We start from the raw sequence: 14,243 nt of genomic DNA, 5'->3' as shown, positions 1-14,243 counted from the left end.
CCTTCCCCCGGTCAGGAATTGCGTTCAACCAACGCGGGCGAAGCGTCCGACAGGCGGACAACGGCATCGGCAATACGGCCTGCTGCGTCTTTCATGGGCTGTTCGAACTGTTCGATCGCCTGTTCGACAGACAGGCTCGACGCGATATAAATGATGGACAGCGAGCAGAGAACCCGCCCCTCGACTAATACCGGCACCGCCAGGCTGCCAGTTCTCGCGACCACCCCGCCAACACGGGTGTCGTACCCCCGTTGGCGTGCCTGCTCCAGTCGCGCTTCAATCCGCTCTCTCTCAAGGCGAGTTGGATCGCTGACATATGCCGCCGGCATCGAAAGGATCGACCGGCGCTCCGCGTGCGAACAGAACGCCAGATACACCCGCCCCGCCGCCGTCTCCGTGATCGGCAACCTCTTGCCCGACATGCCATAGTCAATCGACAGAGTGCTCAGTTCGTGGGTTGTTCGCCGGATGACCATGGTGGCGGCTTCTACGGTGAACAGCGATACCGGCCAGATCAGCTTTCGGCTGATCTCGACCATCTCGGCCCAGGCCGGCGTGATCCACGCCTCGTCGATGAACCCATCGCTAAGCGTCCGGACCTCGCGCGACAAGGCATAGCCATCGGGCCCGAAGGTTACGAAGCCTAGCCCGACGAGGGTGTCGAGCAGGCGATATGCGGTAGATCGCGGCACCTCGATATCGATGGCAAGTTGCGTCACGGAGGCATGCGGGGCGCGGTTCATGGCTTGGAGAAGGCGAAGCCCTCGCTCAAGACTGCGGACGGAGGACGCCTGTGTTTCCATATCTTCCAGTCTGCGCGTCCCGTCAGGCGGACGCAAGTGCCGCACCGCTGGCGCTGTAACCCAGTGGTCGCGACACAGGAGATCAACGGCCTGCGCGCGTTCCGAAGCAGCCAGGGGGAGCCTAGATGACGTCCGTTCCGGTGTCTGAGATCGATCTGTATTCGGATCGCGCTATCGTAAATCCTTACCCGCTATATCGGGATCTGCGAGAAGCGGGGCCCGTCGTATTTCTGCCAAAGCATGACTTGTACGCCTTGTCCCGATACGACGATGTCCGCGACGCGCTCCGTGATCACGCGACCTTCTCGTCAGCGGCAGGGGTTGGTGCGGATGATGCCGCCGCGCGTCAGGCGATCGGAACGTTGATCGCTAGCGACCCGCCCGAACATGACAAGCTGCGCAAGGTAATGATGGTGCCGCTGTCGCCGAGTTCGGTGTCGAAACTGCGTGAGGTGATCGCCCGTACCGCAGACGATGTCGTCGAACGGCTGGTCGAACGCGGCACGTTCGAGATGGTGACCGACGCTGCGCAGGCGCTGCCCCTTGCGGTCGTGTCGCATCTCGTGGGGCTACCCGAAGAGGGGCGCGAGAACATGCTTCGCTGGGCAGCGGCCACGTTCGACGTGCTGGGACCAGCGAATGACCGCGCGGCCGAAGCGCGGCCACATGTCATGGCGATGCGGGCCTACGCGGCGTCGGTCGCCAAGCGCGGGCTCGTAACGCCGGGCGGCTGGGCGGACCGGCTGCTCGACCTTGCGGATGCTGGCGAGATCGAGCCGGAGCGGGTGCCTTCGTTGTTCCGTGACTTCATGGCGCCTTCACTCGACACAACGATTTTGGCTACCGCGTCGCTGTTCTGGCTACTTGGTGAACATCCCGATCAATGGGAGCTTCTGCACGACGACCTGTCGCTGCTCCGAGGCGCGATCAACGAGGCGGTGCGCATCGAGTCTCCAATCCGCGGTTTCACGCGGCTAGCGTCGAAGGACGTAACGGTCGACGGCAGCCCCATCCCGGCCGGCGCGCGCGTGCTGATGCTGTATGCTTCCGCCAATCGCGATGAACGTAAATGGGACGACCCGGATCGCTTCGATATCCGGCGACGCAACGCGGATCAGCTCGGCTTCGGATTTGGTGTCCACAGCTGCGCTGGAATGCATCTCGCACGGTTGGAAATGGAATGCCTGATGACCGCTTTCCTGACGCGCGTACGGCGTTTCACCGTTTCGTCGCCGCAATGGGCGCTCAACAACACGTTACGCGGGCTCGCCAGCCTGCAAGTCTCCGTGGAGGTATAATGGAAGCGCACGATTTGGACTGCGACGTGCTCGTCGTGGGCCTTGGGCCGGTTGGCGCGGTAATGGCTGCCTTGCTTGGCCAGACTGGTCGTAACGTTATAGCGATAGATCCGCAACGCGACGTGTATCCATTGCCGCGGGCGGCGCATATCGATCACGAGATCATGCGGCTGTTTCAGGCGCTGGATATCATCGACGACATCGCGCCGCATGTCCGCGTAGCGCCCAATTATGAGTTTCGTACAGCGGACGGGCGGACGCTGATGCGAATGGAACGCGAAGGCGTTATGGGCGCGTCGGGCTGGCCGGTCGGCTTCAACTTCTATCAACCCGGCGTCGAGCGTGCAGTCCGCAAGCGGCTCGATGCATTGCCCGTGGTCAAGTCGATGTTCGGATCAAAATTCGTCAGCATCGAAGCAATAGATGCCGACGCGCTGACGACGTTGATCGCCAGCGAGGATGTCGGCGAGCGCCGCATCCGGTCCCGGTTGGTCATCGGTTGTGACGGTGCATGGAGCCCGGTGCGCGAAGCGTGCGGCATCGGGCTCGACGATTACGGGTTCGACGAGCCTTGGCTGGTGCTCGATGCACTGGTCGACGACGAGACGTTGTTCCCACCAATGAACTTGCAACTTTGCGATCCGCAGCGGCCCACGACCTACGTCCACATGGGGCCGGGCCGGTTGCGATGGGAGTTCATGCTTAAGCCCGGCGAGGATCCGGACACCATGCGTACGGCCGCGAGCTTAGACGCGTTGCTGGCCCCATGGCGCAAGGCCGGCACCATCACTGTCGAGCGTACCGCGGTGTATCGCTTCCACGGGCTGGTGGCGCGCGAATGGCGACAGGGACGTGTTCTGCTGGCGGGGGACGCGGCGCATCAGATGCCCCCGTTCATGGGACAGGGGCTGTGCTCGGGTCTGCGCGACGCAGCCAACCTTGCCTGGAAGATCGATGCCGCGCTGTCGTCAGCCGATCTGTCTCTGCTCGACAGCTACCAGGCCGAACGCGACGCGCATGTCCGTTATGTCATCGAGCGTGCAATCGAGATGGGCCGTGTCGTATGCACGCTCGATCCGGCGCGTGCAGCGATACGCGATGCCGAGATGCTGGCAAACCCGAAGATCGGGGCTCCGGTCCCCTTCCCTGCGATCCGCGGGCTGACGCTGGACGGAAGCAACGCGGCGGGTACGATCTTTCCGCAGACCGTCGTCGAGGGCGAGGGGCGGCTCGACGACATTCTGGGCGACGGCGCGTGGCTGATCCACGTCGGAGGTGCCGCAGCGCCAGCGCTCGCCGACTTGCGTATCGTCGACGCGACCCACGATCTGCCGCCCGGCACTTCCAAGGCCGTTACAGCCTGGCTTGGCGTCATTGGTAGCGACGCGGTGCTCGTCCGGCCCGATCGCTACGTGTTTGGCACGGGGGCGGCCACCGCATTGGCGCATAACTGGCAACGAGCCCTGTCTCTCGAAAGTCTTACAGCGTGATCAACAAGGTTCAGACCGACGCCCGCGCTGCGGTGGCCATCATCAAGGACGGCGATACCGTCCTAGTCGGCGGGTTCGGCGAGGCGGGCAATCCGACCGAACTCGTTCATGCGCTGCTCGATCACGGCGCGCGAAACCTCACGCTCGTCAACAACAATGCGGGCAATGGGGAAGTCGGCCTCGCGTTGTTGCTTCGAGAGCGGCGAGTTTCAAAGATAATCTGCTCGTTTCCGCGCAGCTCGCACAGCCATGTCTTCGATACGCTTTACCGTGCCGGCGAGATCGAGTTGGAACTGGTACCGCAAGGTACGCTGGCCGAACGCCTTCGCGCGGCCGGCGCGGGCATACCGGCCTTCTATACGCCCACCGCGGCCGGCACTACGCTGGCGGACGGCAAGGAGACGCGAGAGTTCGGCGGGCGGACCTATGTGCTGGAACAGGCACTCCACGGCGATGTCGCACTCGTCAAGGCGGAGGAAGCGGATCGCTGGGGTAATCTGATCTATCGCAAAGCCGCGCGCAATTTCGGGCCCGTGATGGCGACGGCAGCGCGCTCCACTATCGCGCAGGTCCGCAAAGTCGTGCCGCTGGGCGATCTCGATCCGGAGACAATCGTCACGCCCTCGATTTTTACCACCCATGTCGTGTGCGTGCCCGATCCGATCTCCGAACGTGATTTCTTGGAAGGATTGTCGGCATGACGATCGGCTGGTCGATGGACGACATCGCTGCGCGTGCGGCGCGCGACATTCCGGAGGGCGCCTTCGTAAATCTCGGCATAGGTCAGCCCGAGAAGGTCGCCGATCACATTCCCGCCGGTATCGAAATCGTGCTGCACAGCGAGAACGGCATTCTGGGCATGGGGCCGCGCCCCGCTGCGGACGCCGAAGACATGGAACTCATCAACGCGGGCAAAAAACCGGTAACGCTCGTGGCAGGCGGCGCGTTCTTCCACCACGCGGATAGCTTCGCGATGATCCGGGGCGGGCATGTAGACATTTGTCTGCTGGGCGCTTTCGAAGTCGCGGCGAACGGCGATCTCGCCAACTGGACGACCGGCGCAGGCGGCGTGCCGGCCGTCGGCGGTGCGATGGATCTGGCGGCGGGTGCCAAGAGCGTTCGCGTTATTATGACGCACACGACGCGCAATGGCGGCCCAAAGCTGCTAGAAAGTCTGACGTTACCCGCGACCGGGCGCGGGATAGTGGGACGGATCTACACCGATCTGGGTGTTCTAGAGCCGACCGGCGACGCGTTCAGGCTGATCGAGCTCGCCCCCGGAGTCGATTTCGCAAGGATCACAGCCGCAACGGCAGCGCGCATCGTCCCGCCAGGCGGACGGTGACGATGCCCGCATTGTCCGCTCCTGTCCCGAGTGCCAGCTTGTGTGGACCAGCCGGCGTCAGTCTCGGCGGAGCGGAAAGGAGCTTGGGATGATGCGCGCATGCACTCCGTCGCCAGCGACGATCGCTCCCGCTGGTGATTGCGGCACTTTTCACCATCAGGCTTCGGCCAGCGCTGCGGCGCGTTCCAAGGACGTAACATGAAGCTCGTTAGCTTTCTTCACAAGGGCAACGCATCTTGGGGCATCTGGCGCGACGACGGTATTGTCGACATGGCCAGCGATGCCTACCCCACGCTGAAATCCGCGCTCGCCGATCTGGCGGGAGCAACCGCGACGAGCGGTGGCCCGGCGATCGATCCCGGCAGTGTCACGCTCCTAGCCCCCGTCCCCGATCCTGGCCGGATCCTTTGCGTCGGATTGAACTACAAGACGCACATCACTGAAACTGGTCGCGAGCCGCCGAAATATCCGATGATGTTTCCGCGGTACCCAGATAGCCTGGTGGCGTCCGGACAGGCGATGATCCGGCCCAAGGCCTCTCAGAATTTCGATTTCGAAGGCGAACTCGCGTTCGTTATTGGCAAAGGCGGGCGCCATATCGCGGCCGCTAACGCACTCGATCACGTCGCGGGGTTCGCCTGCCTCAACGACGGCTCCATCCGCGACTGGCAGCGCCACACCACGCAGTTTCTGACCGGCAAAACGTTCTGGCGTTCCGGCGCATTCGGCCCGTGGTTGGTGACGCCCGACGAGACCGGGCCGATCGGCGCGCTGACGCTTGTCACTCGGCTGAACGGACAGGAAATGCAGCGGGCCAAGCTCGACGACCTGTTGTTCGGCGTCCCCGAACTTGTCGCCTACCTTTCCACGATCATGCCGCTGCAGCCAGGCGACGTCGTTGCCACGGGCACGACGGGCGGCGTCGGCCTGTTCCGGGATCCGCCGCTGTGGATGAAGCCCGGCGACACGGTCGAGGTGGAGATCGAAAAGCTCGGTACGCTGACTAACAGCATCGAGGACGAAACTACCGTCTGATGACGGACAAATAATAAAACAACGAGAGGGGATGACATGACGAGAATGACCGCCCGGGCGGCGGCGCTGGCAGGCGCCGCAGCTCAACTGATCTGCGCGTCCAGCGCACTCGCTCAGCAGGCCGACGCAACGGCCGCTGCGACCAGCGCGCCGGCAGCGCCGACGGAGGCCGCCGCTGCGCAGGCGACGCCGGGCGATACCGCGACTGGCGACATCATCGTCACTGCCAACCGCCGGGCGGAAAACCTGCAGAAGGTGGCGATCGCCGTCACGGCCATTCCAGAGGAGATTATCCGCGCACAAAATCTGGCCGACACCCGTGATCTGTCTCGGCTCGTACCTGCGCTGCAGTTCGTCGGGGGCGCCACGACCAAGCTGGTGAACTTCTCCGTTCGCGGTGTCGGCACCTTTGTTTTCTCAGACGGCTTCGACCAAAGCGTGGGCATTGCCTTTGACGGGGTGCCGCTTGCGCGATCCGGTGGCAGCATTGCTGACCTTGTCGACATAGCGCAGGTCGAAGTGCTGGAGGGACCACAGGGCATGCTGTTCGGCAAGAACGCATCCGCCGGGCTCGTCAACATCGTGACGCGTAAGCCGATCCTGGGCGTAGCCGGGGGAGACGCGCGCATCGCTTATGGTAGCTTCAACGAATTGCAGATGAACGGCACCGTCAACCTGCCGCTCGGGAACAACGCCGCAATTCGCGCTTCCGCCTGGCGTTTCCGGCACGACGGCTTCGTCGATGCCCCCGTTCTAGGCCGCAAGCTCGGCAAGAAGGACAGCTATGGCGGACGGGTCAGGCTGCGTTGGCAGCCGACATCGTCCACCGACATAAACCTGACAGGCGAATGGACCGGCGCCGATCAGGATCCGGCGGTGACGACCTTACGTGTCTTTGCCACTGATGCCCTTGGCGTGCGAACATTCGAAACCGCAGCGGGAACACCGATCGGACCCAAGAATCTTAATACGACTTCGCCGGTCGATCTATTCAACAAGTCCAGCTCGCAGGCCTATACGCTGGCGGTCGATCAGGACGTTGCGGACCACACGCTGAGTTCCGTAACCTCGTATCGCAAGATCAATGTCAACGAGAATTTCGATCCCGAAAGCTCCAACGCTCCGCTCTATAAATCCTTCCAAGGAGATGACGTTCGTTATCGTCAATTCAGTCAGGAGCTGCGGCTTACGTCCCCTGCGACCCAGCGGCTGCGCTATGTCCTGGGCGCAATTTATTTCCGGCTCGACCTCGACGACTATTTCTATTCGACGCTGGTCGGCGCGACGCCTGTACCGTCATCCGTCGGAATAACGACCGATCTCAGCTCGATCCATTATGCGGTATTCGGCGAAGCGACGTTCGACCTGACAAAGAGCTTTCGTCTGGTCGCCGGCGGCCGCGCCTCGCATGACAAGGTGTCTGGCAATTTTTCGCGTGCGCTCGTGGCGCCTTACAATCCGCCGACCCCTTTTCCCGGCGTAAACAGCCCCGGCGCGTCGTTCGGACCCTTTGCGTACAGCGCCAGGACGACGGCCAACGAACCAAGCTATCGCTTTGGCGTACAGTTCGATGCGGCGCCCGACGTGATGCTCTACGCGACGGCGTCCCGCGGCTACAAGGCTCCGGGCTTGGACTTTCAGTTCACTGCTTCAGCTGCCGCAGCGGCGTTGACCGGGCTGGTCGTCGATCCGGAGATCGCGACCAATTACGAGATTGGCGTGCGCTCGAGGTTCCTCGATAGAAAGGTGACTCTGAACCTCACGGCCTTCCTTGAGCGGTTCCGTGATTTCCAGGTCGCAACCCGCCTACCCACAACTGCCCCGGCGTTTGCGACGCAGAACGCCAATGAATTGCGATCCTCGGGTGTAGAGGGAACGCTCGATATTCGTCCGGGGGGCGGCTTCTCGTTTAATGCGGCAGCTGCGTATATCCATGCGCGGTTCACCGACTTTACCGATGCCGCCTGTTATCCGCGTGAGCCCACCGCGCCAATCGGCACATCGCCGACGCCTGGGCTTTGCATCAACGGCACGCAGAGCCTCAATGGCGAACCGCTTAACAATTCGCCGAAGTTCACCACCAACATGACCGCTCGCCAAGAGGTCAGCCTCGCGGGTGGTGAAAAGCTTTTCGGCCAAGCCAATTATCGCTATCAGGGCAAACAGGTATTCAACGCGGTCGCTGACCCGTTCGAGCGGCAAAAGGCCTATTCGGTCGTCAACATTGCCGCCGGCATCCGCACCGCCGATGATCGGTTCGGCCTCAGCTTCTACGGCAAGAACATCTTCAAGGCGAACTTCGTGTATCGAACGGTCGCCCAGTTAAGCGGCGCGTACTACTCGCAGACGGTCGCCTATGATGCACAGCGGACGTGGGGGCTGGCGCTCGACGCTAAGTTCTGATGATCGACGACCGGATTGATGGCGGCCGCGCCGCATGGAGGGTGGCAGTCGGCGCTGCCATCGGTCTGGTGGTTGCCTTCGGCCCGGCTTTCATCGCGAGCTTCGGAATGTATGTGAAACCGATCTCAACTGAGTTCGGCTGGTCACGCACGCAGGTTAGCGCGATCTATTCCCTTGTGTCGATCATTGGTGCGATCGGAACGCCTTTCCTTGGGTTTCTGCTCGATCGGCGTGGCTCACGTCCGGTCATTCTGGTCGCTAGTATTGCGTTACCCTGCGCGTTGCTAATTCTGCCGCTGCTCCCGGCAAGCTATCCGATGTTCTTGGCGGCAGGTGCGGTGCTGGGGTTGGTTTCGATCATTTCGTCACCTGCCCCTTACGTCAGCCTGTTGCCACAGTGGTTCTCTGCGAGGTTGGGCAGGGCGGTGGCGATCGGGATGTTCGGGTCGGGCCTCGGGCAATTCGGGCTGGCGATGATACATGGGCATCTCCTGACGGCCTTACCGTGGCGGTTTGCGTGGGCGATCGTCGCTGGCATCGTCGCGGTAGTCGGCGTGACAAGCGCCCTGGTCGCGGCGCGCGATCGCCCTGCCATCCTGGCCGCACGCCGAGCTGGGCGGATGAACGATATCATCGGCGTCCCGCTAGGCGTCGCGTTGCGCACCGCGACCTTCTGGACGGCGGCAGTCGCCTTTTTCCTGGTCCAGCTTGTCACCGCGGCGATGCTGACCCATCTCGCCCCGCTGTTGAGTGACCGAGGCTGGGGCATATCTGATGCCGCGTGGCTTGTAGGGCTGATCGGGATCTTTTCGCTCGTCGGCCGCGCAATGTCAGGCGCTGTGCTCGACAAGTACGGCTTCGGCTTGTTGGGCGTAATAATCTTTCCGATGCAGGCGGTCGGCTGCCTTATCCTCGCTAGCGGCGCGGGCGGTATGGCGCCGTTATGCGCGGCGGCATGTATCGGCCTCGCCTATGGAGTGGAGGCGGACATGCTGCCGTGGATGCTCCGCAGAACGTTTGGACTACGGTGCTTCGGGCGATTGTACGGCATCGCATTCGGCGTCGTTCAGCTCGGGTCGGTGCTAGGGCCGCTCATCATGGGCGTGTCGTTCGACCGGTCGGGAAGTTACGCCTCAGGGCTCGTTCTGCTAGCTGTCCTATCAATTCTAGCGGCAGTGCTCGTGTGGATCGCGTCAAGGGCGCTGCCTTCCGTGGCAAACACGATAACCGATTTCCAGATCAGAGAAGAGAAACTGATATGAGCGGCATGGGACAGTTCGACTGGAAAGATCCGTTCTTATTCGATGAGCAGCTGAGCGACGACGAGCGCATGGTGCGCGACACCGCTAAGTCCTTTGCGCAGGACAAGCTGGCGCCGCGGATCGTCGAGGCGTTCCAGCACGAGCACACCGATCCCGAGATATTCCGGGAAATGGGTGCGCTTGGCCTGCTCGGCCCCACCATCCCGGAAAAATATGGCGGCGTCGGCGCAAGCTATGTCGCCTACGGTCTCGTCGCCCGTGAAGTGGAGCGGATCGACAGCGGCTATCGCTCGATGATGAGCGTCCAGTCGAGCTTGGTCATGTATCCGATCAACGCGTTCGGCTCCACCGCGCAGAAGCACAGATATCTGCCGAAGCTGGCGAGCGGCGAATGGATTGGCTGCTTCGGCCTGACGGAACCCGACGCGGGCTCCGACCCAGGCGGGATGACGACGCGCGCGCGTAAGACCGATGACGGCTATGTTCTCTCCGGTGCCAAGACCTGGATTTCGAACAGCCCGATCGCGGACGTCTTCGTGATCTGGGCAAAGAGCGACGAACACGGCGGCGGCATCCGCGGCTTTATCCTCGAAAAGGGGATGAAGGGCCTCTCGGCACCAAAGATCGAAGGCAAGCTGAGCTTGCGAGCGTCGGTCACGGGCATGATCATGATGGATGATGTCGAGGTCGGCGAGGATGCGCTGCTCCCCGACGTGCAGGGCTTGAAGGGCCCATTCGGCTGTCTCAATCGCGCGCGCTATGGGATTAGCTGGGGCGTGCTGGGCGCCGCCGAATTCTGCTTTCACGCCGCGCGCCAGTACGGCCTCGACCGCAACCAGTTTGGCACGCCGCTCGCCGGGCGCCAGCTGTTCCAGAAGAAGCTGGCGGACATGGAGACCGAGATCGCTCTCGGGCTACAGGCATCTCTGAGGGTCGGCCGGTTGATGGACGAAGGCCGGTTCGCGCCCGAGATGGTCTCGATCGTGAAACGCAACAATGTCGGCAAGGCTCTCGATATCGCGCGAATGAGCCGCGACATGCACGGCGGCAACGGCATCGCGGGCGAATATCACGTCATGCGCCACGCGATGAACCTCGAGACGGTGAACACTTACGAAGGCGCGCACGACGTCCACGCTCTGATCCTAGGTCGCGCGATCACCGGCATTGCCGCGTTCTGATGAAGGAAGAATGATGCGTGAAGCTGCAATCATAGCCACAGCCCGCACCCCGATCGGCAAGGCCTATCGGGGTGCGTTCAACGCGACAGAGGCACCGGTACTCGCCGGCCATGTCATGAACGCGGTGGTGGAACGCGCCGGGATCGACCCCGCCCGGATCGACGATGTGTTCTGGGGCGTCGGCAATCAATGGGGCACGCAGGGCGGCAACGCGGGTCGCATGAGCATCTTTGCAGGTGGTCTACCACACAGCATCCCTGCGTTTACGTTCGATCGCAAATGCGGGTTTGGCCTGACCGCGGTCGCGCTGGCCGCGCGATCGATCATAGCGGGCGATATCGACGTAGCACTTGCCGGCGGGATGGAGTCGATCAGCCTTACCGTTACTAAGGACGCGCCGCGATACGTCAATCAGAGCGTCATCGATGAGGTTGCCGCCGCTTATATACCAATGATCGAAACTGCTGAAATCGTTGCCGACCATTACAGCATCACGCGTGAGGCGCAGGATGCCTATGCCGCGCAAAGCCAGCAGCGCGCCGCAACAGGGTTAACGAACGGTGCCTTTCGCGAGGAGATCGCACCGATCACCGTCGTAAAGGCTCTCTTCGATAAGGATTGCAACCGCACTGGTAGCGAGACCGTCACTTTAAAGCAGGACGAGGGCATTCGCCCGGGCACTACGATTGAGGCGTTAAGTGGTCTTAAAACGGTTTGGGCCGGGGGAGAATTTAGTGGCTCAGGCACCAGCGTCACCGCCGGCAACGCCAGCCAATTGTCCGACGGCGCCGCAGCGCAGATTGTCATGGATCGTGCGACCGCAGAGGCCGAGGGTTCATAAACCCAGGTTGCGCTTTAGGTGGCTGAACACGCGCTCGATCCGCTGTCTTTGACGCCGCGCCCGCCGGTAGATGTGGATCGGCGTTCAAAGCGGGACCCCGTTAGCTTTGCCAAGCTATCGATCCTGCGCTGAATTCCCACCGAGGGGAGATCCCGATCGGCACCGATCGGGCCCCCTTCATAACCTTATTTTTCTAACGATTATATGCGGTTGCCTCGCTCAGGACGGGGTCCTGATTTGGGTGTCGATTCACACCCTTGCGCCTCAACCAGACCAGCCGAGACGCTTAGCGTACGTTTTCGAACATCCTCTCACCGGTCCCCTTTTACGAACGGGTCGCCTGCTTTCAGGATACTGGAGTCTGCTTGGAACTGCAATGACAGCGTGTGCTCGCCTCAGCCCTGTGCCATAGTCATGCGGCTTGGGCACGGCTTGAACACCATCCTTGGCCCGCATGTGCGGTCGAATGCTGGGTCCCTGATTTCCGTCGGGCGGCCCGCGAAATACAAGACCTTGCTACCGCTTGTCGGTGCGGGGAATACCTGAGGAGTGGTGACGGTAGGGAGCGGGATCGACGCACGCTTCTGCCTCGCATCTCAGCCGATCGTCCGACAGTCGGAGGCTTTCCACTTCTGGTAGGTCGATCGGCCTGATCTATCGGTCACTTGGCCCGGTCTCGCATTGCGTTCGGCAACATCGGCGTATGGGCGCTTGGGCGGCACATCCGAGAAATACGCGATCACGCTGGCGCGGCCGCGCGCCACCCTGCTGTTCAAGGTCCCCGACTCGATCCCGAGATGGCGAGCGGCATCCGCATAGTTAAGTCCGTGATGGATAACGAGTATCAGCGCTTGCTTTTGAGATTCCGGCAACGTTGACAGCGCGGCCTCGAGGTCGCTTTCGTGAATTGAGTCTTCCTGAGACGGCCGGGCGATTAGCAGTTTCTCGTGAATGTCCGGGTTCCATTCGATGTGACGACAGCTGCGTCGGATTCCGGACAGAAAATGGTTTCGCGCGATTCGAAAAATCCATGCCCGGAAGTTGGTGCCGTGTTCGAAACGATGTCGGTTCGACCAAGCCCTGACGAGGGTATCCTGTGCGAGATCGTCGCCCATGGTCTCGTTCTTCGCCAAGTGACGCGAAAAACGCCGCAATGATGTAGAGATGGACTAAAGTTGCAGTGCAAAATCGGGATCCGGATCTATCGCCCGGCTGACCCCATCGAAGCTCGGTGTCATGTTCATACAGGCTCACCATTCAACGGCGCGCATCCACGAATGTGAATCTCGCGCCTCTGCAAGGATCCGGTCCATCCTCAAGAAAAAACGTCCCCGAGAGTTACAAACTTATCGTGGGACGCTCGACCGGAAGTCTTGTCTCCCTTCACGATATCGTCACATTCTGCTGGCCGAGGTTGATTACTCCATCGTCGCTGGCGATCGTCGCGGTCATCAGGTCGCCGACCTTAAGATAGGGTCGATTACGCTGCCGTTTCAGGAACACCTCCCACAGCTTCTTTTCAGGCAGCAGCGCGCTCGCGATGCGGCGGACCATCGGCGACGGAACCGACAGTGCACAACCGTGCGGGGTGCCGGTCAGCAGGATGTCGCCAGGCACGATGTCGGAAAACGTCGACAGCTCGGCGATCGTCGGTGCTGGCTTGTGGACCAGATTGGCCGTGGTGTCCCGTTGCCGCACCTCGCCATTCACCGACAGCGATAGCGACAGCGCGTCGATATAGGCAAACTCGTCGCGCTCGGGGATTGCGATGTATGGGCCGAACGGGCAGAAGCCGCGATAGCTCTTGCCCTTGAACCACTGGGTTTCGCTCAGCTGAACATCGCGTGCGGTTACGTCGTTCGCCATCACGAAGCCGAACACATGATCGGCCAACGTCTCGCGGGTAACCTTGAGCGGCGCATCGATCGTCGTGCCGAAGACGAGTCCCAGCTCGATCTCGTAATCGAGTAGTTTGACGTTTGTCGGCGTCGTTACGCTGCCGTTCGGATCGTTGACGGTACAATCGCTCTTGTCGAAGAACAGATTATACCCCTTCGCATCCGGATCGAGCCCGGATTCGATCATGTGCTGCCGATAGTTGGCTCCTTGGCACAAGATGCGGCACGGCGCAGTTATCGGCGAAACCAGAGTTACCGCGGACAGCGGGATCGCCGCCGAACGACCTATCGCACCGCGACGATCATCCTCGCCGCGCTCGATCAGATCCCGAGTGGTCGGGTACTCGCCGTGCAGCGGGACCACCGACTGGTTCTCGATCACGCCCCATCGCAGTGTGCGGTCGTGTCTGAAGCGGGCGATATGCATTACCATCTGTGCGATCCTCACGATTCCGGAATTGGATGAACTCAAGCATGACCGAATGGTCATGAGTTCGGTTTGCGTCAAGTCGACGCGTAGGCAAATCGCGGGGCGCTCGATCGCGCTCTCAGGGCGACGCCTCTGATGGTGTAGTCAAAAGCTGATCTCGTTGCAGTAAGATCCAGGTGGGCGAGAGCGCCAGTATCGACGAACCCTCGCCTTGATCTTCGATCTCAACAATGACTATACGGTCATGTTAGACAGCG

The 14,243-nt window shown here is 61.7% G+C and carries 11 protein-coding genes and 1 pseudogene; 9 read left to right on the top strand and 3 right to left on the bottom strand.

Annotation, left to right across the window (positions count from 1 at the left end; translation table 11 throughout):
• Positions 1-11 precede the first annotated feature (11 nt).
• On the bottom strand, positions 12-803 hold the full coding sequence (locus U1738_RS18820) for a helix-turn-helix domain-containing protein (RefSeq protein ID WP_332790570.1): 792 nt from the start codon (positions 801-803) through the stop codon (positions 12-14).
• A 254-nt stretch (positions 804-1,057) separates the two neighbouring features.
• Between U1738_RS18820 and U1738_RS18815 the strand changes: the two genes are divergently transcribed.
• The 9 genes and pseudogenes from U1738_RS18815 to U1738_RS18775 form a co-directional block, all read left to right on the top strand.
• The gene (locus U1738_RS18815; RefSeq protein ID WP_332790569.1) at positions 1,058-2,101 is read left to right on the top strand and encodes a cytochrome P450; all 1,044 of its coding nucleotides are present in this window, start codon (positions 1,058-1,060) and stop codon (positions 2,099-2,101) included.
• Positions 2,101-3,591: a bifunctional 3-(3-hydroxy-phenyl)propionate/3-hydroxycinnamic acid hydroxylase gene (locus tag U1738_RS18810; RefSeq protein ID WP_332790568.1), complete on the top strand. Its 1,491-nt coding sequence runs from the start codon at positions 2,101-2,103 to the stop codon at positions 3,589-3,591. The genes U1738_RS18815 and U1738_RS18810 overlap by 1 nt, the downstream gene beginning before the upstream one ends.
• Entirely contained in the window at positions 3,588-4,292 is a 705-nt protein-coding gene (locus U1738_RS18805) for a 3-oxoacid CoA-transferase subunit A (RefSeq protein ID WP_332790567.1), read from the top strand. The genes U1738_RS18810 and U1738_RS18805 overlap by 4 nt, the downstream gene beginning before the upstream one ends.
• A complete protein-coding gene (locus U1738_RS18800) occupies positions 4,289-4,936 on the top strand; it encodes a 3-oxoacid CoA-transferase subunit B (RefSeq protein ID WP_332790566.1) in 648 nt (215 codons plus the stop codon). The genes U1738_RS18805 and U1738_RS18800 overlap by 4 nt, the downstream gene beginning before the upstream one ends.
• 198 nt (positions 4,937-5,134) lie before the next feature.
• Positions 5,135-5,971, top strand: coding sequence for a fumarylacetoacetate hydrolase family protein (locus tag U1738_RS18795; protein ID WP_332790565.1), 837 nt, complete (start codon positions 5,135-5,137; stop codon positions 5,969-5,971).
• A 36-nt stretch (positions 5,972-6,007) separates the two neighbouring features.
• The gene (locus U1738_RS18790; RefSeq protein WP_332790564.1) at positions 6,008-8,374 is read left to right on the top strand and encodes a TonB-dependent receptor; all 2,367 of its coding nucleotides are present in this window, start codon (positions 6,008-6,010) and stop codon (positions 8,372-8,374) included.
• Positions 8,374-9,636, top strand: a complete 1,263-nt coding sequence (locus U1738_RS18785) for an MFS transporter (RefSeq protein ID WP_332790563.1) — start codon at positions 8,374-8,376, stop codon at positions 9,634-9,636. The genes U1738_RS18790 and U1738_RS18785 overlap by 1 nt, the downstream gene beginning before the upstream one ends.
• Positions 9,633-10,817, top strand: coding sequence for an acyl-CoA dehydrogenase (locus U1738_RS18780; RefSeq protein ID WP_332790589.1), 1,185 nt, complete (start codon positions 9,633-9,635; stop codon positions 10,815-10,817). The genes U1738_RS18785 and U1738_RS18780 overlap by 4 nt, the downstream gene beginning before the upstream one ends.
• 13 nt (positions 10,818-10,830) lie before the next feature.
• A pseudogene (locus U1738_RS18775) lies at positions 10,831-11,652 on the top strand (thiolase family protein); the annotation flags it as partial.
• 602 nt (positions 11,653-12,254) lie between these two features.
• On the opposite strand, the gene U1738_RS18770 reads toward U1738_RS18775, so the two are convergent.
• Positions 12,255-12,812 carry a sigma-70 family RNA polymerase sigma factor gene (locus U1738_RS18770; protein ID WP_332790562.1) on the bottom strand — a complete coding sequence of 186 codons (558 nt, stop codon included), beginning with the start codon at positions 12,810-12,812 and terminating at the stop codon, positions 12,255-12,257.
• A gap of 229 nt (positions 12,813-13,041) precedes the next feature.
• Entirely contained in the window at positions 13,042-13,989 is a 948-nt protein-coding gene (locus U1738_RS18765; RefSeq protein ID WP_332790561.1) for a fumarylacetoacetate hydrolase family protein, read from the bottom strand.
• Positions 13,990-14,243 lie beyond the last annotated feature (254 nt).

This window comes from Parasphingomonas caseinilytica (assembly GCF_036663755.1).
Classification (GTDB): Bacteria; Pseudomonadota; Alphaproteobacteria; order Sphingomonadales; family Sphingomonadaceae; genus Sphingomonas.
The sequence above is the reverse complement of the archived record's forward strand: the minus strand, read 5'-3'. Positions and strand labels throughout refer to the sequence as shown.